16 protein-coding genes are annotated in these 23890 nt (G+C 71.7%); 10 read left to right on the forward strand and 6 right to left on the reverse strand.

Annotated elements, in window-relative coordinates; genetic code table 11:
• Positions 1-147: 147 nt before the first annotated feature.
• On the reverse strand, positions 148-2139 hold the full coding sequence (locus ACFVFH_RS22590) for an anthranilate synthase family protein (protein ID WP_383771594.1): 1992 nt from the start codon (positions 2137-2139) through the stop codon (positions 148-150).
• 216 nt (positions 2140-2355) lie between these two features.
• On the opposite strand from ACFVFH_RS22590, the gene ACFVFH_RS22595 reads away from it, so the two are divergent.
• The 5 genes from ACFVFH_RS22595 to ACFVFH_RS22615 all read left to right on the forward strand — a co-directional run bounded on the left by ACFVFH_RS22595 (position 2356) and on the right by ACFVFH_RS22615 (position 8908).
• Positions 2356-3516, forward strand: coding sequence for an FAD-dependent monooxygenase (locus ACFVFH_RS22595; protein ID WP_383771596.1), 1161 nt, complete (start codon positions 2356-2358; stop codon positions 3514-3516).
• A 115-nt stretch (positions 3517-3631) separates the two neighbouring features.
• Complete coding sequence (locus ACFVFH_RS22600) at positions 3632-5431, forward strand: amino acid adenylation domain-containing protein (protein ID WP_383771598.1); 1800 nt, start codon at positions 3632-3634, stop codon at positions 5429-5431.
• Positions 5432-5465: 34 nt separating this feature from the next.
• Entirely contained in the window at positions 5466-6059 is a 594-nt protein-coding gene (locus tag ACFVFH_RS22605) for a flavin reductase family protein (protein WP_383771600.1), read from the forward strand.
• Positions 6056-7600: a 4-hydroxyphenylacetate 3-hydroxylase family protein gene (locus ACFVFH_RS22610; protein ID WP_383771602.1), complete on the forward strand. Its 1545-nt coding sequence runs from the start codon at positions 6056-6058 to the stop codon at positions 7598-7600. The genes ACFVFH_RS22605 and ACFVFH_RS22610 overlap by 4 nt, the downstream gene beginning before the upstream one ends.
• A 93-nt stretch (positions 7601-7693) precedes the next feature.
• A complete protein-coding gene (locus ACFVFH_RS22615) occupies positions 7694-8908 on the forward strand; it encodes an MFS transporter (RefSeq protein WP_383771604.1) in 1215 nt (404 codons plus the stop codon).
• A 77-nt stretch (positions 8909-8985) separates the two neighbouring features.
• On the opposite strand, the gene ACFVFH_RS22620 is transcribed toward ACFVFH_RS22615, so the two are convergent.
• On the reverse strand, positions 8986-9654 hold the full coding sequence (locus ACFVFH_RS22620) for an O-methyltransferase (protein WP_383771606.1): 669 nt from the start codon (positions 9652-9654) through the stop codon (positions 8986-8988).
• A 142-nt stretch (positions 9655-9796) separates the two neighbouring features.
• Complete coding sequence (locus ACFVFH_RS22625; protein WP_383771608.1) at positions 9797-10213, reverse strand: SRPBCC family protein; 417 nt, start codon at positions 10211-10213, stop codon at positions 9797-9799.
• A 131-nt stretch (positions 10214-10344) separates the two neighbouring features.
• Between ACFVFH_RS22625 and ACFVFH_RS22630 the strand changes: the two genes are divergently transcribed.
• The 5 genes from ACFVFH_RS22630 to ACFVFH_RS22650 all read left to right on the forward strand — a co-directional run bounded on the left by ACFVFH_RS22630 (position 10345) and on the right by ACFVFH_RS22650 (position 20501).
• Positions 10345-12642, forward strand: coding sequence for an ATP-binding cassette domain-containing protein (locus ACFVFH_RS22630; protein ID WP_383771610.1), 2298 nt, complete (start codon positions 10345-10347; stop codon positions 12640-12642).
• 41 nt (positions 12643-12683) lie between these two features.
• On the forward strand, positions 12684-14129 hold the full coding sequence (locus tag ACFVFH_RS22635; RefSeq protein WP_383771612.1) for a flavin monoamine oxidase family protein: 1446 nt from the start codon (positions 12684-12686) through the stop codon (positions 14127-14129).
• A 121-nt stretch (positions 14130-14250) separates the two neighbouring features.
• Positions 14251-15483, forward strand: coding sequence for a cytochrome P450 (locus ACFVFH_RS22640; RefSeq protein ID WP_383771614.1), 1233 nt, complete (start codon positions 14251-14253; stop codon positions 15481-15483).
• Positions 15484-15544: 61 nt separating this feature from the next.
• The gene (locus ACFVFH_RS22645; RefSeq protein ID WP_383771616.1) at positions 15545-16564 is read left to right on the forward strand and encodes a carbohydrate kinase family protein; all 1020 of its coding nucleotides are present in this window, start codon (positions 15545-15547) and stop codon (positions 16562-16564) included.
• A gap of 598 nt (positions 16565-17162) precedes the next feature.
• Positions 17163-20501, forward strand: a complete 3339-nt coding sequence (locus ACFVFH_RS22650; RefSeq protein WP_383771618.1) for a S8 family serine peptidase — start codon at positions 17163-17165, stop codon at positions 20499-20501.
• A gap of 238 nt (positions 20502-20739) precedes the next feature.
• Here the strand turns inward: ACFVFH_RS22650 and ACFVFH_RS22655 are convergent, their stop codons facing one another.
• Genes ACFVFH_RS22655 through ACFVFH_RS22665 form a run of 3 tightly spaced genes read right to left on the reverse strand, consistent with a single transcriptional unit; the run spans position 20740 to position 23605 of the window.
• Positions 20740-21402, reverse strand: a complete 663-nt coding sequence (locus ACFVFH_RS22655; RefSeq protein WP_383771620.1) for a hypothetical protein — start codon at positions 21400-21402, stop codon at positions 20740-20742.
• The gene (locus tag ACFVFH_RS22660; protein ID WP_383771622.1) at positions 21399-22919 is read right to left on the reverse strand and encodes a sensor histidine kinase; all 1521 of its coding nucleotides are present in this window, start codon (positions 22917-22919) and stop codon (positions 21399-21401) included. The genes ACFVFH_RS22655 and ACFVFH_RS22660 overlap by 4 nt, the downstream gene beginning before the upstream one ends.
• Positions 22920-22921: 2 nt before the next feature.
• Positions 22922-23605, reverse strand: coding sequence for a response regulator (locus ACFVFH_RS22665; protein ID WP_383771624.1), 684 nt, complete (start codon positions 23603-23605; stop codon positions 22922-22924).
• Positions 23606-23890 lie beyond the last annotated feature (285 nt).

Genomic DNA, 23890 nt, shown 5'->3' on the forward strand with positions numbered 1-23890 from the left:
AGGCGGGCGCGGTGGGCCGGGGCCGCTGTGATGTCCGATGCACCCCTACTTGGTTTCCGGATGGAAATGATGCAAGCATAACCGGCTCGCTCATGGGTGCGGGGGCCGCCCCGGTCAGGGGCGGCCCCCGCGGTGCCGCGCGGTGGTCTACACCGTCCGCTCGCGGGACGCGTCCCGCATCAGGCCCAGGAACAGCCCGGCCCCGGAGCGGCTGAGGACGGACTCCGGATGGAACTGCACCCCCGCGATGCCGGGGCCGCGCAGCGCGATCACCTCGTCCGTGCCCGGCTCCCGGCAGAGCTCGACCCCGGCCCGGCGCAGGACCTCGGCCGGGCCGCCCCGGGCGTGCACGCGGAAGGAGTTGTAGAAGCCGACGGTCGCCGGGCTGCCGAACACATCGACCGTGCGTTGTGTCCCCTGCCGGGGCCGCTCGCCGCGGGCGACGGTCAACCCCAGGCAGGAGGAGATCAGTTGGAAGCCGAGACAGATACCGAGGACCGGGTTCCCGCCGGTGCGCGCGTCGGCCAGCAGCCTTCGGGACAGGCCGCGGAGCCGTGCCACGCGGCGGTCGCCGGTGTCGCCGGGGTCCCCGGGCCCGGGGCCCAGCACCACGGGTCCGCGGTGTGCGGCGAGCGCGCGTTCCAGGCCGGGGCCGTCGTAGCGGTGCACGGCGGTCGGCAGCCCGGAGTTGCGCAGCAGGTGGGCCAGCATGGCGGTGAAGTCGTCCTCGGCGTCGACCACCAGGACGCCGTCCCCCGGGATGTCCCCCGACGGGTCCGGCCGTGTTCCGTCCCCGGGCTCCAGCCAGAAGGGGGCGAGGTTTTCGCGCCGGGCGGCCAGGCACTTGAGCGCGCGCGGCGACGACAACGGCACCCGGGGCCCGGCCGCCGCCGCGCGCCGGTCCGGGCCGCCCAGCGCGCCCAGTACGGCGGCGAGCTTGGCCCGGGTCTCGGCGGCCTCGGCGTACGGATCGGAGTCGCGCACCAGCGTCGCGCCCACGGACATCCGCAGCGCCCCGTCGGAGGCGATGTCCATGGTGCGGATCAGGATGGGGGAGTCCAGCCAGGGGGAGCCGTCGGCGTCGTTCCCGAAGAGCGCGAGCGCCCCGGCGTAGTAGCCGCGGCCGCTCGGCTCGTAGCGACGGATCACCCGGCAGGCACTTTCCAGCGGGCTGCCGGTGACGGTCGCGGCGAACATGGTGCGCGACAGCGCCTCCCGCGCGTCCCGCACCCCGCGTCCGCCGATCTCGAACTCGGTGTGCGCCAGATGGGCCATCTCGCGGAGGAAGGGGCCGCGCACCCGGACGTCCCGGTCCGCGACCGCGCAGAGCATCTTCAGTTCCTCGTCGACCACCATGTACAACTCGTCGGTCTCCTTGGCGTCCTCCAGGAACGCGAGCAGTCCGTCCGGTTCCGGGCCGGTCGCCGGATAGCGGTAGGTGCCGCTGATCGGGTTCAGCACCGCCTCGTCGCCCCGGACCCGCACATGGGCCTCGGGGCTCGCGCCCACGAGGGTGCGTCCCGCGCCGGCCCCTTCCCCGGCGCCGGTGTGGACGCAGAAGGTCCAGTAGGCGCCGGACTCCCCGGTGAGAAGTCTGCGGAACAGCGTGAGCGCCACCTGCGGCCCGTAGCCGTCCAGCCGACCGGTGAAGTCCCGGCGGATCACGAAGTTGGCGCCGGTGCCGCGGGCGATCTCCTCGCGCACGACGCGGTCGACGACGGCCGCGTACGCGTCGTCGTCGAGATCGAACCCGGCGCCGGCCAGGGTGACCGGCGCGTCCGGCAGCGCGGCCAGCAACTCCTCCGTGCCGAACCGGTGCACCCGCTCGGCCTCCAGCACCTGGAGGGGGGTCGCGTCGTCGTGGCACGCGAGGCCGCGTTCGCGGATCTGCCGGAAGGGGACGAGCGCCAGGGTGCCGGGGCCGGTGACGTCCTTGCCGGGCAGCGGAATGCCGGATATCCGGTCGGCCCGGGTCATCCGGCCGAGCAGCAATTCGACCGGGCCGGGTTTCCCGGTTTCCGGATCGGTGCGCCGCAGCAGTGCGAAAGCGGGGGTCTCGGGGGCGTCGAGCAATTGGCCGACGATTTCTGCGGCGGTGGGGGAGCCGGCCGGTCCGGTGGACGGTTGGGTTCGGGCCATGCGCGGATTCTCCTCGAAAGAGCATCGTGTTCCAGACATGTCATCCGAAGCTTTATGGTTTCCGAATGGAAATTACATGCTAGCGTCGGAGCGTGCCGGTGACCATGCGGTCCCGTTCGGGTCCGGACGCGTCCGGGCCTACGGCGAGGGGTGGGCGCGCCATGCGGCCCCCGCGCCGGTCCGGATCGCCGGCTCACAACGACCCAGGGAGGAATCGTGCGGATCGCGGTGGTCGGAGGGGGGCCCGGCGGCCTCTACCTCGCGGCATGGGCCAAGCAGTTCGACCCGGCGGGCGAGGTGGTCGTCTGGGAGCGCAACCGTGTGGGTGACACCTTCGGATTCGGCGTGGTGTTCTCGGACGGGACGCTTCTCGGCATCAAGGAGGCCGATCCCGCCCTGTACGAGGCGATGGCGGCGCGGGCCGCGCGCTGGTCGGACATCGCCGTGCGCCACCGGGGCGAGGTGGTGCGCAGCACGGGGCACGGGTTCACGGCCATCGGCCGCAAGGAGCTGCTGCGGCTGCTGTACCAACGCTGCGCAGGGGCGGGTGTCGCGCTCCGCTTCGGCGAGCAGGCCCCTCCGGTGGAGCGGCTGCTGGCCGAGTACGACCTGGTCGTCGCGGCGGACGGGGCCAACTCGGCCGTCCGGGCCGCCCGTTCCGACGCCTTCGGGACCTCGCTCGACACCCGCGCCTCCCGCTACATCTGGCTCGCCGTCGACAAGCCCTTCGACGCGCTGACCTTCCTCGTCGCCGAGAGCGGCCCCGGGGCCCTGCACGGCCACGCCTATCCCTTCAGTGCGGAGCTGAGCACCTTCATCGTGGAGGCCGACGAGCATGCCTGGCGGGCCGCGGGGCTCGACGCGCCGACCGCCGGCCTGACCCCCGACGGAAGCGACCGGTTCGCCGTCGAGCGGCTGGAGGAGATCTTCGCCGACGCCCTGGACGGGCACCGGCTCACCGGCAACCGGTCCCGGTGGCGGACGTTCACGGTGGTCCGCAACCGCCGCTGGCACCAGGGGAATCTGGTGCTGCTCGGGGACGCCGCCCACACGACGCACTTCTCCATAGGCTCGGGCACCGGCCTCGCCATGGAGGACGCCCGGGTGCTGGCGGGCCTGCTCCGGGACCACGGCTGCCTCGGGCCCGGCGGCGGTTCGCCGAAGGCCGCGCTCGTCGCGTACGAGCGGCGGCGCGGACCCGCCGTCGCGGCGGTGCAGCGGGCCGCGCAGGCCAGCCTGGAATGGTTCGAGGACATCGGCCTGGCCATGGGGCGGGAGGCGTCGCAGTTCGCGTTCGAGCTGCTCACGCGCGGTGGCCGGTTGTCCTATGAAGACTTGACAGCGGCGGTTCGCTCATCCGATAGTGGTTTCCGATAGGAAATCAGTTTGGTCGTGCCGGATACCGGAGCGAACCTTCGGGCGGCCGAATTCACTGCCTTCTCCCCTGCGTTCTCCAGGAGCGTCCAGGGCTGCGCGGAAAGGAACACGAGGCATGTCCAGCCTCACATCCCCCGGCTTACCGGCCGACCTCACTCTTCCCCGGCTCTTCGAGAAGACGGCGGCGAGGTTCGGCGCGCGCACCGCGCTGGTGCACCGCGGGGAACACATTTCGTACGCCGAGCTCAATTCCCTCGCCAACAAGGCTGCCCGATCGCTGCGGCAGGGGGAAGTGGGCCAGGGCACCCCGGTCGGCCTCCACCTGAACCGCTCGGTCGAGCTCTACGTGATGATGCTCGCCGTCCTGAAGGCCGGGGGGTGCGTCGTCCCGCTGAACCCCGCCCACCCCGAGCGCGTGATCAAGGACGTCCTCGACACCGCCTCGGTGCGCCTGGTCGTCCACCAGGGGGAGTGGGACCCGGCCGTCTTCGGCGACCACATCCCCGGGCTGCGCGCCGCCGAGGTCATGGAGCGGGCCGAATCCCTGGCCGACGGCGACCCGGAGACCGCGGGGGACGCGGAGAGCACGGCGTTCATCATGTTCACCTCCGGCTCCACCGGCAGGCCCAAGGGCGTCGGGATCCCGCACCGCGGCCTGGCCCGTCTCGCCGTTCCCAGCGAGGAACTGCGCATCGACGAGCAGGACTGCTTCGTGCAGCAGGCCGCCTTCTCGTTCGCGGCCTCGACCATCGAGATCTGGCAGAGCCTGCTGCACGGCGCCAAGCTCGTCGTCCTGCCGCCGGGACTGCCGACCCTGCCGGAGTTGCGGGACGTCATCGAGGAACACGGGGTGACCTTCCTCAGCCTGCCGTGCGGCCTGTTCAACCTGCTGGTCGACCACGAGATCGAGAGCCTGCGCCGCCTGCGGGTGATCACGATCAGCGGCGACTTCCCCTCGCCCCGCCACCTCGCGAGGGCCGCCCGCGAGACCGGCGCCCGGATCTACAACTGCTACGGCTGTACCGAGGGCTCCTCCCTGGTGGCCGTCCACCCGGTGACCGCCACCGACTCCCTCGCGCGGACGAAGGCCGTCCCCGTCGGCCGCCCCATGCCGCTGATGACCATGGCCGTCCTCGACGAGCGGCTGGAGCCGTGCGCCCCCGGCGAGACGGGCGAGCTGTGCATCGGCGGCGCCGGTGTGGCCCGCGGATACGTCGGCGACGAGGAGCTGACGGCACGGAAGTTCGTTCCCGGCCCCCGTCCCGGCGACGGCCTCCTCTACCGGACCGGCGACCTGGCCCGTACCACGCCGGAGGGCGACATCGTGCTGGCGGGCCGTGCGGACAGCATGGTCAAGATCCGCGGCTACCGGGTCGAGCCGACCGCGGTGGAACTCGCCCTCAAGGCCCACGACGCCATCGACCAGGCCGTCGTCAAGGCATTCGGCGACGAGGTCACCCAGAAGACCCTCGTCGCGTTCTTCACCACCCGGGGCGATCGGTGCCCCTCGCACGCCGAACTCGTCGCACACCTGGGGGAACTGCTCCAGGACTACATGATCCCGTCGGACTTCCACCGGCTGGACGCCTTCCCCGTCAACGTGAACGGAAAGACCGACCGGAGCGCGCTCAGGGCTCCGGACGCCGTGGACCAGCGACTAGAAAGAGGTGCCCGCATGAACAGCCCGCTCGAAGCGGCAGTGCTGCAGATCTGGAAGGACATCATCGGCGTCGAGGACTGCTCGGCCACCGACGCCTTCCTCGGCAACGGCGGCAACTCCCTGCACTTCGTCCAGCTCGCCTCCCACCTGAAGAAGGTGCTCGCCGTCGACATCGGCGTCGAGGACGTCTTCCGCTGCGGCAACGTCGAGAAGCTGGCCCGCCACATCGAGGAGATACGCGCGGGCGTCCACTGACCCGGACGCCCCCGCGCGGACGGGCAGTGACGCGATGACCACGACGCAGAGCACCGCACCGCCCCGGACACCGGACGACACGCGCCGACTGCGCGCGTGCCTGGGGAACTTCCTCACCGGTGTCACGGTGGTCACCTGCCGGCGCGGACCCGAGGTCCACGGCATCACGGTGAACTCCTTCACCTCCGTCTCCCTGGACCCGCCCCTCGTCCTGGTCGGTCTCGACAGGAGGAGCCGGGCCGCCGGACACCTGGCCTCGGGCCCCTACGCCATCAACTTCCTCACCGAGCAGCAGCGCGAACTCGCCCTGCACTTCGCGGGCCGTCCGATGCCCGGCCCCGTCCGCTGGACGACCGACGCGGACGGGACCCCGCTCCTCGCCGGCACCCTCGGGCACCTGGTGTGCCGCCCCTGGCGCCACTACGACGGCGGAGACCACCTGCTGCTCGTCGGCGCGGTGACGGGCTTCGAGGCGCACGGCGGGCGACCGCTGGCCTTCTTCCGGGGCGCGTTCCCGGAACTGGCCGCCCAGGACACCGGCGCTTCCTGGTCCGGTTCGCTCGACGACCCCGCCACCCCCCAACCGATCGCCGCTTTCCACCAGCCGACCAGGGAAGGCCACGCATGACAGCGCAGCACCACGACAGAGCCCCCGGCACCCCGGCCGTCACCCGGCCGCTCACCGGGGACGAGTACCTGGAGAGCCTCCGCGACGGCCGGGAGATCTGGGCGTACGGCGAGCGGGTCGACGACGTCACCAAGCACCCGGCCTTCCGCAACACCGCCCGCATGACGGCCCGGCTCTACGACTCGCTGCACGACCCGGAGCGCAAGGAGATCCTCACGGCGCCGACGGACACCGGGAGCCAGGGCTACACCCACAAGTTCTTCCGCATCCCGCGCACGGCCGAGGACCTGGTCGCGGACCGCGGGGCGATCGCCGAGTGGGCGCGCATGAGCTACGGGTGGCTGGGCCGCAGCCCGGACTACAAGGCCAGCTTCCTGGTCAGCCTGGGCGTCGACCCCGACTACTACGGGGAGTACGCGGACAACGCCCGCCGCTGGTACCGCGAGGCGCAGGAGAAGGTCCTCTACTGGAACCACGCGGTCATCAACCCGCCCGTGGACCGGCACCGCCCCGCGGACAGCAACGACGTCTTCGTCCATGTGGAGGAGGAGCGGGACGACGGGCTGATCGTCAGCGGCGCCAAGGTCGTGGCGACGGGCTCGGCGATCACCCACTACAACTTCATCGCCCACTACGGGCTGCCGGTGCAGAAGCGCGAGTACGCGCTGGTGTGCACCCTTCCGATGGATTCCCCCGGGGTGAAGCTGATCTGCCGTCCCTCGTACGGGGCGATGGCCAACTCCATGGGCAGCCCGTTCGACTACCCGCTGTCGAGCCGGATGGACGAGAACGACACCATCTTCATCCTCGACCGGGTGAAGGTCCCGTGGGAGAACGTCTTCATCTACGGCGACACCGCCAAGGCCGGCACCTTCCTGAACGCCTCCGGCTTCACCCACCGGCTCACCTTCCACGGCATCACCCGCCTCGGCGTCAAACTCGACTTCCTCGCGGGCCTGTTGCTCAAGGGCGTCGAGGCCACCGGCACCAAGGACTTCCGCGGCATCCAGACCCGCATCGGCGAGGTTCTCGCCTGGCGCAACATGTTCTGGGGCCTCGGCGACGCCATGGCGCAGAACCCCGACCCCTGGCACGACGGGGCGCTGCTGCCCAACCTCGACTACGGCATGGCGTACCGGTGGTTCATGACCATCGGCTACCCGCGCATACGCGAGATCCTCCAGCAGGACCTCGGCAGTGCGCTGATCTACGTCAACTCCCACGCCAGGGACTTCCAACGGCCCGAACTGCGGCCCCTGCTCGACAAGTACGTGCGCGGCTCGAACGGCTACGACGCCGTCGAGCGCGTCAAGCTGATGAAGCTCATCTGGGACTCCATAGGCACCGAGTTCGGCGGCCGGCACGAACTGTACGAGCGCAACTACTCGGGCAACCACGAGAACGTCCGGATCGAACTCCTGCTGGCCCAGCAGAGCTCCGGACTCGTCGACGCGTACAAGGGCTTCGCCGAGGAGTGCATGGCGGAGTACGACCTCGACGGATGGCGTGCCCCGGATCTGATCAACCCCAGCCGGCCCTGACGCCGGCGAGACACGAAACAGACCGTCCGGACCCACGCGGCCGGGGAGCACGGGCTCCCGGCCGCTCGGACGGCTGCGCTGAAATGGAGTCACATGCCCATCGCCATCTTCACACTCGGGATCGGCGTCTTCTGCCTCAACACGACCGAGATCATGGTCTCCGGACTCCTGCCCAGCTTGTCGGCCGAGTTCGACGTGTCGGTGTCCACGGTCGGATACCTCATCTCCGTCTTCGCGCTGGGCATGGTGATCGGCGGCCCCCTGCTGACGGTCGCGCTGCTGCGGGTCCCGCGCAAGAAGGCCCTGATCTGCCTGCTCCTCGTGTTCGTGCTCGGCCAGGCGCTGGGCGCGGTGGCACCGGAGTTCTGGGTGCTCGTGATCGCTCGGGTCGTCACCGCGCTCGCCGCCTCCGCCTTCTTCGGCATCGCCGTCGCGGTCTCCGCCCAGCTGGTCGGGCCGGAGCTGCGCGGGCGCGCGCTGTCGATCCTGCTCGGCGGCGTCATGATCGCCCAGGTGGTCGGGCTGCCCGCCGCCTCCCTGATCGACCAGCACTTCGGCTGGCGGGCGAGCTTCTGGGCCGTGGGCGCGGTGGCCGCGCTGAGCGCCGTCGCGGTGGCGTGGCTCGTCCCGGTCACCCCGCTGCCGGAACGGATCGACGTACGCGGTGAGGTCGCCGCCCTGCGCAACCCCCGGCTCTGGGCGGTCTACTGCACCAACGCCATGGTCATCGGTTCCATCGTGGCCGGGACCAGTTACTTCTCGCCGATCTTCGTCGACGTCGGTGGCTTCTCGCCCGCCGCCGTGCCCTGGCTCTTCGCGGTCTTCGGCATCGGCACGGTCGTCGGCAACGCGATCATCGGCCGGTTCGTCGACCGCTACATGATGCCGCTGATCTTCTACGGCCTCATCGGGGTGACGCTCTGCCTGGCGGTGTTCGCGATGGTCGCCCAGAACCGCGTGGCCACCGTCGTCGTCCTCGTCGTGCTCGGCCTGATCGGGCTGCCGCTCAACCCCGCCATGGGCGCCCGGGTGATGCGGGTGGCCAATGACGGCCCGCTGGTCAGTACGGTCAACGCCTCGGCGATCAACATCGGTGTGGTCCTGGGGCCTTGGGCGGGCGGCGTCGCCATCAGCGCCGGGGCGGGGCTGGTCGCCGCGCTGTGGATCGGTGCCTGCATGGCGTTCATCGGTCTGCTCTCGGTGGCGCCCGCCTACGCGGCCACCCGTCGCGCCCGTCCACTCGACACCGCCGCGGTGGCACCGGTGACCGGGGGCGACGCCGGACGGACCCCGCCGCTGAACCACTGACCGCGCCCTGTCCGGCCGTGCGGGCCCCTTCCTCCCGGGGGAGGGGCCCGCACGGCCGCTGCGCGTGGGCCGGGCGGTCAGCCGTTGACCACGGCGAGGGTGAACCCGTCGTACCCCTTGGCGCCGACGGTCTGCACCGTGGTCGCGGTGACCCGCGGCTCCCCGGCGAGCAGTTCGTGGAAGCCGCGGGAACCGGCGACCGCCGGGTCCGTGCTCGCCGGGTCGACGAGGGCGCCTCCGAGCACCACGTTGTCGACGACGACGACACTGCCCGGACGGGACAGCTTCAGCGCCCAGGCGAAGTACTCGGGAATTCCCGCCTTGTCGGCATCGATGAAGAAGAGATCGAAAGGACCGGCTTCCTCGGCCTCGATCTCCGGCAGGATGTCGAGCGCCCTTCCCACCCGCAGATCGACGACGTCGCCGAGCCCGGCGCGCTCGATGTTGTCCCGGGCGGCCCTGGCGAAGAGGATTCCCGATTCGATCGTGATCAGCTTTCCACCCTCCGGCAGCGCCCGCGCCAGCCAGATGGTGCTGTAGCCGCCGAAGGTCCCGATCTCCAGAATGGACCGGGCACCGCCGATCCGGGCCAGCAGATGGAGCAGCATTCCCTGGTTGGGTGCGACCTCGACGTCGGGGAGGCCCGCTTCCCGGCTCATTCCGGAGGCTTTCTCCAGAGCCGGATCGTGCGATATCAGCAGGCCGTTGGTGTACGAGTCGATCGCTGTCCACTGGTCCTGGTTCATGGCTCCTGCTTCGATGGGAAGGGGGGCTGGGAGGCGGTCCATGCATACCGAGAAGATTGATCGAGGGAAACCATATAGCGAGGGCCCGCGACTGGGCAGCGGCGGGCGCCCGAACATGTCCGCCCTGCCCCGGCCGGCCGTGTCAGCGGGTGCGGGACGCGGCGAAGCGGATCAGGGCGCGCATCGTGTCCGGCACCGGGGCCGTGACCGTGGCGCCGAACTCCTGGCCGGCCGAGGGGCCGTCGAGCTCCGCCCGGTGGGTCACGCGGGTGCCCCCGGGGCTCCCGGACAGCTGGTAGGTGAACCGCAGCAGCGTCCCGTCCGGGATGCGCACCTCGGTGGTCAGGGCGGTGCCGGGCACCACGCTGGGGATGGTGAGGTCCGTCGGCGGCAGCCCGTGCAGGTCCAGTGTGCCGCGTACGCCGGAGGTCAGCGGCCCGTCCAGGGTCAGTTCGCGCACCTCCTTGTCCCATGCGGGCCACAGGGCCGGATCGGCGTAGCAGTCCCAGACGGCGGCCTGCGGCAGGGCGGTCTCGATGCTGTGCTCGTACGTCCACACGGGGAACGGCCTCCAGGGGTCGGATCGGTGATCAAGGGCGAAGTCACGCTAGCCTATGATTGCCATCGGGAAATCACCAGGTGTACTGTGGCGGGAGCGGATCCGGTGCGGCGGGCGGAGGTGGCGAACCAATGACGGGCGGGACGAACGCGCGATTCGGCGGCGACATCGTTCTCGGCGGAGTCCGGGAGAACAACCTCAAGAACGTCTCGCTGACCATCCCCAAGGGAAAACTCACCGTATTCACCGGTGTATCCGGCTCCGGGAAGTCCTCGGTCGTCTTCTCCACGATCGCCGTCGAGTCCCAGCGCCAGCTCAACGAGACATTCCCCTGGTACGTGCGCAACCGGCTCACCCGGTACGAGCGCCCGCGCGCCGAGGTGATGGAGAACCTGTCCACCGCCATCGTCGTCGACCAGAAGCCCATCGGCGGGAATTCGCGCTCGACCGTCGGCACCATGACCGAGGTGCACCCCATTCTGCGGGTGCTGTTCTCACGGTGCGGAGAACCCTCCGCCGGCCCGTCGAACCTCTACTCCTTCAACGACCCGCACGGCATGTGCGAGAAGTGCGAAGGGCTGGGCCGCGTCACGACGGTGGACCTGGACCGGCTGCTCGACGGCGACCGGACGCTCAACGAGGGAGCCATCGCCTTCCCCTCGTTCGCGGTCGGCACCGCCGCATGGCAGCTGTACGCGGAATCCGGCCTCTTCGACCCCGACAGACCACTGGCCCGCTTCACGGAGCAGGAGCGCGAACTCCTCCTGTACGGCGGTGGGTTCCGGGTCGACCGCCGCAGCAGGCACAGCGTCTACAAGAACGAGTACGAGGGAGTGGTCACCCGCTTCACCCGCCGCTACCTCAAACGGGACGGGCACACCCTGAGCGACCGTGACCGGGAGGCCGTGGCCCGGGTCGTCACCGAGGGCCCCTGCCCGGAGTGCGGAGGAGCCCGGGTCGGCGCCGCGGCCCGGGGCTCCAGGATCGGCGCGCACAACATCGCCGACTACGCGGCCATGGAGATCGGCGAACTCGTCGGGGTGCTCGCCGCCCTCGACGGGCCCGTCGCCAAGCGAGTGGCGAGCGAGGCCCTCGCCGTACTGCGCCGCATCGAGGCCGTGGGCCTCGGCTACCTCAGCCTGGACCGCGAGACGTCCACCGTGTCGGGCGGGGAGGGGCGGCGGCTGAAGATCGTGCGCCACCTCGGCAGCAGCCTCTCCGACGTGACGTACATCTTCGACGAGCCCAGCGTCGGGCTGCACCCCCGGGACGTGCACCGGCTCAACGAACTGCTCATGGAACTGCGGGACAAGGGCAACACCGTCCTGGTCGTCGAGCACGACCGGCAGGTGATCGCCGCCGCCGACCATGTCGTCGACATGGGGCCGGGAGCCGGGACCCACGGCGGACAGATCGTCTTCGAGGGCACGGCCGAGGAACTGCGCTCCTCCGGCTCCCTCACCGGGCGGCGCCTGGGCACCGTGTCCGGGCTCGACCGGACACCGCGCACTCCCACCGGAGCCTTCACCGTCACCGGGGCCGCCCTGCACAACCTCAAGAACATCACCGTCGACATCCCGACCGGTGTCCTCACCGCGGTCACCGGCGTCGCGGGCTCGGGCAAGAGCACCCTGGTCTCCGGCGTCCTCGCCGCCCGCCACCCCGACGCGGTCGTCGTGGACCAGTCGGCGATCGGCATCTCGCCGCGCTCGACACCGGCCACCCATGTGCACGTCATGGACACCATCCGCAGGCTGTTCGCCCGTGCCAACGGGGTCGACGCGGGGTTGTTCAGCTTCAACTCCACCGGAGGCTGCCCCGAGTGCAAGGGCAGCGGCGTCATCGAGAACGACCTCGCCTTCCTGGACCCGGTCACCACGACCTGCGAGGTCTGCCAGGGCCGGCGCTACCGGGAAGAGGTCCTCGGCCACCGCCTGCACGGCCGCGACATCGTCGAGACCCTGAACCTCACCGTCGAGGAGGCGCTCGGCCACTTCACCGAACGCACGGTGCTGAGCAGACTGGCGCCGCTGCGCGAGGTCGGACTCGCCTACCTCACCCTCGGGCAGCCGCTGTCCACCCTGTCCGGCGGCGAACGGCAACGCCTCAAGCTCGCCGGCCGGCTGCGCGACGCGGGCGGCCTCCACATCTTCGACGAGCCGACCACCGGTCTGCACATGGCCGATGTCGACACACTGCTCGCCCTTCTCGACCGGCTCGTCGACGGCGGCAACACCGTCGTCGTGATCGAGCACGACCTGGACGTGATCAAGCACGCCGACTGGGTCATCGACCTCGGCCCCGGCGCCGGGCGGCACGGCGGCCGCGTCGTCTTCGAAGGTACGCCGGAACAACTCAGCACCGCCCGGGGCTCGTTCACCGCCGAGTACCTCAGAAAGGACCTCGCGCAGGTCACCGCACGGCACTGACCCGCCCACCGCACCGCACCCGACCGAGGAGAGACGGCTCGATGGCAGAACCCACACAGACCGAGGTCCGCGAGGCCCTGGACAACGGCCTGGAGGGCCTGAGGACGCCCCGGAAGGTGATCGTCGTCGGAGCCGGTCTCTCGGGCCTCGCGATCGCCCATGAGCTCACCCGGCACGGCAGCGACGTCACCGTGCTGGAGGCGAGCGACCGCCCCGGCGGTCGCGCCCACACCCTGCGCGACCCCTTCGCGGACGGCCTGTACGCCGAGGCCGGTGCGATGACCGTGACCCCCTACTGCCACTACGCGATGCACTACATACGGGAGTTGGGCGTCGAGCTGGAGAAGTCGGACCTGGTCGACACGGACTTCTCCTACTTCGTCGGCGGACGGTTCGCCGGTACCGACCCCGCCTCGCTGAGCCGCCTCGGACTGCCGCTGAACGACGAGGAACGGCGGATGAGCGCCGACCAGATGGTCGACCACTACGTGCAGGCCGTCTGCCGGGAACTCCAGCCGGAGATCGGCGCCCCCGAATGGCGGGTGACCGAGCGCACGGCCCCGTACGACCTCCGCTCGGTCCACCAGGTCCTGCGCGAACGGGGCGCGTCCGACGCGGCGATCGACCTCATGGAGCCCTACTTCCTCGAAATGCGCGGCGGAGACCTCAAATCCGCCTCCGCCCTGGCCTGGCTGAGGCACGAGGCGAGCCCGCACTCCCTGGTCAGGGCGGACCCCAGATGGTCGAAGATCAAGGGCGGCACCGACCGGTTCCCGCGCGCCTTCGCCGAGCGGCTCAAGGACCGCATCCACTACCGCAGGGCGGTGGTGCGGGTGGAGCAGGACGGCACCGCGGCCCGGGTGACCTTCACGGACCGGGGCCGGCTCCAGACGATGGAGGCCGACCGGGTCGTCCTCACCGTGCCGTTCAGCGTCGCCCGGCACATCGACTTCTCCGACGCCCGGTTCAGCGACGCCAAGCACGACGCGATACGCAGGCTCACGTACTCCTCGATCGTGCGGGTGTACCTCCAGATGCGGCGCAAGTTCTGGAAGGACGCCAACGCCAGCTACTCCACCGACCTACCGGTGCGATGGGTCCGCGACGCGACCCCCCACGTGGAAGGACCGCGCAGGATCGTCGAGTGCCTGATCACCGGCTGGCGCGCCAAGGCGGTCGGCGCGATGGGCGACGAGGAACGGCTGCGGTTCGTCCTCGACCAGATCGAGGGGCCGCTGCCCGGCGCCCGGGAGCACTTCGAGACCGGTACCTCCGTCGTCTGGGACAAGCGGCCCCATGCCGAGGGCGCGTACATCCTCCCCGAGACCGGCCATGACGCCCTCATGCCGGCCATTCGCAAGCCCGAGGGGCGGATCCACTTCGCCGGTGAGCACGCCGCCTTCGAACCCAACGGCGGATCGATGACGTTCGCGCTGGAGTCCGCCGTGCGCACCGTCGTCGAACTCGACCGCGCGGCGGACGCCTGACCGGCGCCCGCCGCGCCGGGCACGGACCGGCCCCCTCCCCGGTCCGTGCCGCCCCTTCCCACCCCGCACCGCCGCACTTCCGCCCGCACCGCTGCTTCGCCACACCGACAGGAGGCTCAGCGTGATCAGCTCCACCGACATCGTGGAACTCACCAGCAGAGGAGGACGGGAGGTCCATGAGCAGACCGACCGGCTGCGCGCCGCCGGACCCGCCGTGCGCGTGGGGATGCCCGAGGGCGTCACCGCCTGGTCCGTCACCCGGGGCGAGGTGGCGAAGTTCCTGCTCACCCATCCCGACGTCTCCAAGGACGCCCGCAGGTCCTGGCCCGACCACGAACCGGGCGCCATAGCCTGGCTCAACCCCTGGGTCGACATCGTCTCCATGCTCACCTCCGACGGCGCGGACCACCAGAGGCTGCGCAAACTGGTGGGCAAGGCCTTCACCCCGCGCCGCATAGACGACCTCCGCCCGGCGATCGAGGCCACCGTCGTCGAACTCCTCGACGCCCTGGACGCCGAACCGCCCGGCACGCCGACCGACCTGCGTGCCGCCTTCGCACTCCTGCTCCCGACCCGGGTCATCTGCGACCTCTTCGGCGTCCCGGACGGCCAGCGCCCCGCGATGCTGAGCGCCCTGGAGGCATCGCTGGAGACGGACGTCACGCCGCAGGAGGCGGCGGCGACCCGTGACGGCCTGTCCGCCGCGATGCACGCGCTCATCGACCACAAGCGCCGCGTCCCGGGCGACGACATGACCAGCGTGCTGCTCGCCACCCACGAGGAGGACGGGGACCACCTCAGCGAGGAGGAACTGATCTCCACGCTGATCAACATGGTCGGGGCGGGCTCCCAGACCACCGCGGCCGTCATCGACCACGCGGTGTGCGAACTGCTCAGCCACCCCGACCAGTTGGCCGCAGCGATCGAAGAGCCGCACCGCTGGGACGACGTGGTCGAGGAGACCCTGCGCCTGCACGCACCGATCATGCACCTGCCGCTGCGGTACGCCACCGCCGACATCGACCTCGGCGAGGGCGTCGTCGTGGGCAAGGGCGAACTCATCGTCATCAGCTTCGCCGCGCACGGCCGGGACCCCGGCGTCCACGAGGCGCCCGACAGCTTCGCGATCGACCGGGAGGACAAGGCACACCTCGCCTTCGGCCACGGCGTCCACTACTGCATCGGCGCCCCGCTGACCAGGCTGGAGGCCAGGATCGCCCTCCCCGCCCTCTTCGCCCGCTTCCCCGGCCTCTCCCTCGCCGCCGAGGTGACGCAACTGGAGCCGAAGGCCTCCTTCATCGACAACGACTACCGGTCCCTGCCCGTCCACCTCCGGCAGCGGACCGGCCGGTGAACGACGCGGAGCGCCACCGGGCACCGACACGTTCCCGCCCCGCCTCATGAGGAGACCCGCCGTGCACATCGCCGTCACCGGTTCGATCGCCACCGACCATCTGACGGTCTTCCCCGGACGATTCGCCGACCAGCTGATCGCGGGACAACTCGACCACGTCTCCCTGTCGTTCCTCGCCGACACCCTGGAGGTGCGGCGCGGGGGAGTGGCGGCCAACATCGCGGTCGGCCTCGCCCGGCTGGGCCTGCGCCCGCTCCTCGTCGGCGCGGCGGGCAAGGACTTCGACGACTACGACGCCTGGCTGCGGAAGAACGGCGTGGACTCACGGGCCGTACGGATCAGCCGGACCCTGCACACCGCCCGTTTCATGTGCACCACCGACGCCGACCACAATCAGATCGCCACCTTCTACGCCGGCGCGATGGCCGAGGCCAGACACATCACCATCGCCTCGCTCGACGAGCACGCGGGCCCGCCCGAACTGGTCGTGATCGCCCCCAACGACCCCGAGGCCATGCTGCGGCACACCGCTGAATGCCGGGAGACCGGCCTGCCGTTCGCCGCCGACCCCTCCCAGCAACTGGCCCGGCTCGACCGGGAGGAGACCCGCAGCCTGGTGGAGGGCGCCGAGTTCCTGTTCACCAACGCGTACGAGGCGGCCCTGCTGCGGGAACGGACGGGCTGGACCGATTCCCAGGTCCTCGCGCGCTGCGGCACCTGGATCACCACCCGGGGCGCCGAGGGCGTGACGGTCCTGCGGGAGAACCGGCCGGAACTGCGCGTCGGCGCGGTCCCGACCACGGCGGCCCTCGACCCCACCGGGGTCGGCGACGCCTTCCGGGCCGGATTCCTGGCCGGTGCGGCCCGGCGGCTCCCGCTGGAGAGTGCCGCCCGACTCGGCTGCGGGCTGGCCACCTCGGTCCTGGAATCGGTCGGCACCCAGGAGTACGAGTTCGACCCGGAGGTTCTCCTGCGCCGGATCGAGGACGCCTACGGCCCGTCCGCGGCGTCCGAGGTCGAACCGTTCCTGAAGGAGCTGGTCCGGCCGTCCCCCACCGGCCCAGGGCAGGCCGCCGACTGAGGCGCGGGCCGTAGCGGCGTCCGGGGCCACCGGGAACGCGGGGCCGTCCCGCTCCCCGGCGGCCCCGGCGTCGCCGGGGACTCGTGCGGGCGGAACGCGCCGGTGGCTCCGCGTCCGCCGCCCGCGGACCGCTTCGGGGCCCCGCGCTTCACCGTCCGGAAGTCCGCCGTGGTCGCGTCCGGGCGGCCGTGGCCCGGCCGGAAGCCCTACGACCTCGGCCCTTCTCGCGCGGCACCCACGCGTCCCGGGGGATCCGTGGCCCCGCCGTATCCGGGTGACACGCCTCCGTTGCGGCCTCCCGGCCGGGCCCCGGCGCATTCGCACACCGACCCGCTCCAGCGATCCGTCGGCCTCCCGGACCACGCGTCGCGCGGCCACCGCACCGCATCGGGAACGCCATCCCGCACCCGAACTGACGATGCGTCACCCCGCGCGGTCCGGCCGGCCCCACGGGGCGGAGCGTTGTTACACAACGATCATTGAGTGCCTCCGAGCGCCCCCGGAATACTTCAGTTCGCCGGGGCCGGACGAGCAGGCGAGCCCGCCCCGTACGGGCCGGGCCCTCGCCCGCCCGATTCACTCCTGAGCAGGGGCAATCTTGCGTAAACGATCGAAACAGGCGCATGCCGTCATGGCCGCGGCCGCCGTCGTCCTGACGGCGGGCATGACCGGCCCGGCATCGGCGAGGACCGGCGGCCCGGACCCGGCATTCCCGGTTGCCGCCAAGGACACGGGGACGGCCGGCAAGGCCGTGCGCACCGTCACCCTGATCACCGGCGACCGGGTCCTCGTGGACTCCCGCGGCAGGGTCGGCGGTATCCAGCGGGCGAAGGGCAGGGAGGACATTCCCTTCTTCACCCGGACCTACGAGGGCCGTACCTATGTGATGCCGCGTGATGCCCGGCGGCTGATCGCCGATGGCACGCTGGACCAGCGGTTGTTCGACATCACCGGACTCACCGCACCGGAGAGCCTCAAGGCCGACCGGGCCGGTCTCAAGGTGATCGTCGGCTACCGGGGCCCGTCGGCCGGATCCGCCCGAGCCGGGGTGCGTTCCTCCGACGGCACCACCGTCCGCCGGTCCCTCCAGGCGCTCGACGCCGACGCCGTGACCAGCGCCACCGACAGCGCGGGTTCCCTGTGGGACGCGCTGACCCGTCGGCGGGGCGACGGATCGGCGGCCACGGCCTCCGGCATCGCGCACATCTGGCTGGACGGTGTACGGAAGGCGTCGCTGGACCGCAGCACCGGCCGGATCGGCGCTCCGGCGGCCTGGGCCCGCTCCTTCGACGGCACCGGAGTGAAGATCGCCGTCGTGGACACCGGAATCGACGCCACCCACCCGGACCTGGCGGGCCGGGTGGTGGCGGAACGGAACTTCAGCGGCTCCCCGGACGCCCGGGACCGGGTCGGACACGGCACCCACGTGGCCTCCATCGCCGCCGGTACGGGCGCCAAGGACGCCCGGTTCAAGGGTGTGGCGCCCGGGGCCCGGCTGATCAACGCCAAGGTGCTGGACGACCAGGGCAACGGCGAGGACTCCAGCATCCTGGCGGGGGTCGACTGGGCCGTCGCCCAGGGGGCCGACGTCATCAACATGAGTCTGGGCAGCGCCGACACCCCGGGGATCGACCCGCTGGAAGCCCAGGTCGACAAGGTTTCCGCCGAGAAGGGCGTGCTGTTCGCGGTGGCCGCGGGCAACAGCGGACCGGGCCGGGGCACGGTCGCGTCACCCGGCAGCGCCGACGCGGCGCTGACGGTCGGCGCCGTCGACGACGACGATCTGATGGCCGACTTCTCCAGCGTCGGGCCCCGCATCGGGGACGGCGCCGTCAAACCCGACATCACCGCACCGGGCGTGGACATCACGGCGGCGGCTGCGAGCGGCACCCCGGACCAGAACCCGCCCGGATACGTCAGCAAGAGCGGCACGTCGATGGCGACCCCGCACGTCGCGGGCGCCGCGGCGATCCTCAAGCAGAAGAACCCCACCTGGACGGGCGCACAGATCAAGGCGGCCCTGACGGGCTCGGCCAAGAGCGGCTCCCACTCGGTCTTCCAGCAGGGGGCGGGCCGGCTCGCCGTCGACCGGGCGATCGACCAGACGGTCGTCTCCGAACCGGCCTCGGTCGTCCTGGGCACCCAGCAGTGGCCCCACGACGACGACACACCCCTCGCCAAGCAGGTGAGGTACCGGAACAGCGGCACCACCGACGTGACGCTCGACCTGTCGCTGGAGGCTCCCACCGGCGGGGACGAGAAGCCCGCCCCGACCGGGTTCTTCACCCTCGGGGCCGAGCGGATCACGGTCCCGGCGGGCGGTACCGCCGCCGTGGACCTGACGGCCGACACCCGGCTCGGCGGTACGGTCGACGGCTCGTACGCGGTCACCGTCGTCGCGTCCGGAAGCGGCCGGAGCGTGCGCACCGCGGCAGCGGTGGAGCGTGAGGCCGAGTCGTACGACGTCACGTTCAAGACCGTCGGACGGGACGGTGCGGCCAGCACCAACTGGCAGGCCGACCTGAAGGGTTACGAGGGGTCCGCCACGGGTCTCCGGTTCTTCCCGGACCTGTCGTCGGGCTCCACCACGGTCCGGCTGCCGCGGGGTACCTACAGTCTCGCCGCCGACATGCTGGTCGACCCCGACGCCCCGGACAAGGGCATCGACCTGATCAACAACCCGCGGTTCTCGGTCACCGGTCCCACCACGGTCACCCTCGACGCCCGGACCACCCGGCCCGTCGACTTCAAGGTGCCGGACGCCGCCGCGCGCTACACGCGCGCCGGAATGATGTACACCGTGAGCACGCCCGAGACCTTCATCATCGAGGGGGGCGAGTTCGGCAGCTTCGAGCACCTGCGCACCGCGTACCAGGGACCCGAGATGGACGACGGCGTCCTCGCCCAGCAGTGGTCCGCGCACTGGCAGCGGGGCAGCAACGAGTACAACGTCCTCACCGGCGGCCCGGTCAAGGAGCTGGCCACCGGTTACAGCAAGACCTACGAGCCCGCGGACATGGCCCTGGTGAAGGCGAAGGTCGGATCGTCCGTACCCGGCCTCGACGGCGCCCTCGCGGCGCACGGCGTCCTGGACTACGGCGGGGGCGTCGACGCCCCCTACACCGTGCAGCCGGCGCCGGGAACGCGCAACGTGTATCTGTCCACGGCCGACGGGGCCGCGTGGAACGTCGTCGCGGGCGTACTGGGCAGGGCGGACTCCTCGGGCCTGCGGAACTTCGACGCGCTCTACGGTTCCGACGAGCCGCGGCGGTACGAGGCGGGGAAGACCTACACCGAGACCTACAACGTCGGTGCGCCGGGGCCGCGGATGAACGCGAACGAGGGGATCGTGCGCGACGGCGACACCATTTTCGGCGCGCTGCCGCTGGTCAGTGACGGGGCGGGCCATTTCGGGATCGCCCGGTACTCGGGCGCGAGCACCACCGTCCACCGCAACGGTGAGCTGCTCGTGAAGAAGGACGTCGCCATCGACCAGGAGCCCTTCGAGCTGCCGTCGGAACCCGCCACGTACAGGGTGTCGACCACGATCCAGCGGGATCCGGAGCTCAACCGGACCGGGACCCGGATCGACGCCTCGTGGACCTTCCGCTCGGCCCGTACCGACAGCCCGACCCTGCTGCCGGTCTCCATGGTCCGCTTCCTGCCGAGCCTCGCGCTGGACTCCACCGCCCCGGCAGGGAGCAAGCAGACCGTCCCCGTCGAGGTGCAGGGTGCGGCGGCCGGCGCCGGCCTGAAGACCCTGCGGGTCCTGGTGTCGTACGACGACACGACGTGGCTGCCCGTCCCGGTGACCGCGCACAAGGTCACGGTGAAGGCCCCGGCGAAGAACAAGGCGATCTCGCTGAAGGCCGTCGTCACCGACAAGAACGGCAACGAGTCGACGGTCACCATCCACAACGCCTTCCTCGGCAGGTGAGGCGGGACCGGACCGACAGCCAGGGGCGCCGCGCCACCGGATGAGAGTCCGTCGGGCGGAGCGCGGCCCGGAGTGAGCCGGAAGGAGCGGCCCACCGGAACATCGGTTCCGGTGGGCCGCTCCTTCCCGTGCCGCCACCACCCGGGTCCGGCGCGCGGAACGGCGTCGACGCGTCCGCGCGCCACGGAGCCCGGCCCTCCGGCCGGTGGCGGGCCGGCCCTGCCCCGCCCGCCACGACTCAGCGCGTCGGCACCCTGACCGGTCGAACGGGGCAGCGGGCCGGGGCGAGGCGCCCGTCCTGCCCCACCAGGGTCACGGGCACCGCACCCCGCGCGTGCGCGGCGAACGCGGCCGTGCAGACGATCTGGCCACGGGCGGCGGCGGTCAGCCCGCTCACCCGCAGACGCAGCACGACCTCGACGGTGCGGTCCCGCACGACGGCCCTTTGCGCGGCGGACGCGGCACGGGACAGCGGAGCGGCACTGTGGAACCCGGCCCGCCGTTCGGCCTTGTCCGGTCCGGCGAGCAGGGCGGTGACGGCCGCGAGCGGCGAGGGAACCTCGTCCATCCCCGCGCCCGGCGGGGGCGAGCCGCCGAGGGCGTCCCGTACGGGCCGCCCGCCTGTACGGGACGACACGTCGTCAGACCCGGCGGAGCCCGCGGTTCCGTTCTGCCACGGCGCTTCGACGGTCCGTGGCACGGGCAGCAGTGCGCCTTCGGGGGAGAGGAAGAACAACAGCATCCGTTCCTCACGCGGGGGAAGCAGATCGGCCACCACCGGCCCGCCGGCCTCGATCACCCCGGTCTCCTGGATGCCGCAGCCCACGAGCGGGCCCCCGGCGAGCAGCAGCGACGCCGCGAGCCGGGCCGCCCGACGCCCTCGGAACGGCGAATTCCTCACGCGGTGCTCTCCGACCGGCGGGGGTTCTCCGCCGACCCCGTGCCACCGTGCGCGCGGGACGGGCCGTCCGGCTCGCCGCTCCCGGCCACGGGCCCGTCGAAGGGCAGCTCCACGGTGAACAGGGCGCCGCCGCCGGGCGCGTTCCGCGCGTGGATCGTGCCGCCGTGCAGGTGCGCGTTCTCCTGGGCGATCGCGAGCCCGAGGCCACTGCCCGACGAGCGGGAACGCGCGGCGTCCGCCTTGTAGAAGCGGTCGAAGATATGCGGCAGAGCGTCCGGTGGGATCCCGGGGCCACTGTCGTGCACCTCGGTGACCAGCACGTTCCCGCGTGCCGACAGCCGCACGGTGACCGGTTCGGCGCCATGACGCAGGGCATTGCCGACCAGGTTGGCCACGATGACGTCGAAGCGGCGCGTGTCGAGGCGGATACGCAGGCCGTCCGGGAGCTCGGCGCCGACCCGGCCGGACCACTGCCTGCCGGACAGGGTGTTGCGCACGGCCTCCGCCGCGTCCACCTCATCGGTGTTGAGTTCCGCCGCGCGGGCGTCGAAACGGGAGATCTCCATCAGATCCTCCACCAGCACGGCGAGTTTGCCGGTCTCGGCGCTGATCAGGCGCACCGCCCGAGCGGTGTTCGGGGCGAGCCGCCCGGCCTCCTCGTCCACCACGTCCGTGACGGCGAGCATACCGGCGAGCGGGGTGCGCAACTCGTGCGAGACGTCCGAGGCGAAGCGCCGGGCCCGCGCCCCGGCCTCCCGCAGCTCCTCCACGGAACGTTCGAGGCGGGCGGCCGACTCGTTGAACGTCCTGGCCAGACCGGCCATCTCGTCCCGGCCGCGTACGGTGATACGTGTGCCGAGCTGCCCGCCCCCCATGGAGTGTGCGGCACGCCGCAGTTCACGGACGGGGCGCAGCACGCTGCGCGCCGCGAGCAGCGCGGGCACCAGGGCCACGGCCAGCCCCGGCAGGGCGCCGTCGCGGGCGGCGGTCACCAGGGAGTCGATGTCCACGTCCTCGCTCGTCATGGGCATCACGGCGAAGAGAACCAGGCCGCTCGGCACCGCGGCGCCACCGGCGACGACCCGGGTCATCACCGGCATCCCGATGGCCAGATACGCGTCGCCGTCCTTGACGACCCGCTCGAAGCTGCCGTGTGCCGAGGTGAGGGCGGTGCGGCGCAGTTCCGGGGTGAGAACACCGGAGACGCGCCGGTCGCCCGAGGAGGCGCGCAACGAACCGTACTCGGCGAAGACGATCCACGGATGCGGTTTGGCGCGCGCCGCGATGTCGTACAGATCCCACCGCAGCGTTTCCGGGTCCAGGGGCAGGCGGGGGACGAACTGCTCGGCCTCCTCGCGGAAGGAGGTGACGGCCGTGTCCTGCGCACGCACGAGAACCGCGTTGCGCGCCTGCCGATAGGTCAACGCGGCGGTCGTGACGGCGCTGACGGCGGCCACCAGCAGGAACGCGATCACCAGCCGGGTGCGCAGCCCGAAGGCGGCGGCCGCGCCGGGCATCCTCACAGCGGACCGAAGCGGTAGCCGTAGCCCCGCAGGGTCTGGATGTACCGAGGGTCGCCGGACGGATCCTCGATCTTGGCGCGCAGCCGGCGCACACATGCGTCCACCAGGCGGATGTCGCTGTGGAAACTGTGGTCCCAGACCTCCTTCAGGAGGCTCTGCCGGCTGAAGGCATGTGCCGGTACGGCGGACAGATGCAGCAACAGCTTCAGTTCGGAGGGCGCGAGGGCGACCGGTTCGCCCGACCTGTGGACGGTGTGACCGGCACGGTCGATGCGGAGTTCACCGTGGTGCTCGACGGCCGGCCGCGCGCCGACCGGACTCTCGGCGCGGCGCAGCACGGCACGTATGCGGGCCTCGATGACCTCGGTGCGGGCGGGTTTGACGATGTAGTCGTCCGCGCCCGCCTCCAGGCCGAAGACGATGTCCACGTCGTCGCCGCGCGCGGTCAGCATGATGATCGGTAACTGGCTGGTCCCGCGTACCCGGGAGCACACCTGTACGCCGCTCATCGCGGGGAGCATCAGGTCGAGCAGCAGGATGTCGGGGCGGAAGGACCCCAGCGCCTCAAGACCCGCTTCGCCGTCCACGGCGGCGTGGACCTCGTGCCCGCGCTGGCACAGCCCGATCTCGACGCCCTCGCGCACGGAGGGGTCGTCTTCGATGAGGAGGACGCGTGGCATGCGGTGTCTCCGGGATCGTGGGGAGTGGCCGGTTGTCAGGGTTTCGGCGACCGGGGCGGGGGAGGGTCCGGCGAGCGGACGCCCGCGTGCGCGACGGCCTGCGTGCCGTGCGTCGTCCGGCACCGGGTCAGTGGTCCGGGCACGGGCCTGTCCGGTGCGTCGGCGCGTCCGGCCCGGTCGGCCGCGGAAGCCGTGCCGGCCGGGCGAACGGGACGGCGACCGCCACCGGCGCGTCAGGGCCCCCGGCGCACGGCTCTCCCGGCTCCGCCCCGGCCGGTGCGCGCG

The sequence above is a fragment of the Streptomyces sp. NPDC057697 genome (assembly GCF_042799335.1).
Lineage (GTDB): Bacteria > Actinomycetota > Actinomycetes > Streptomycetales > Streptomycetaceae > Streptomyces.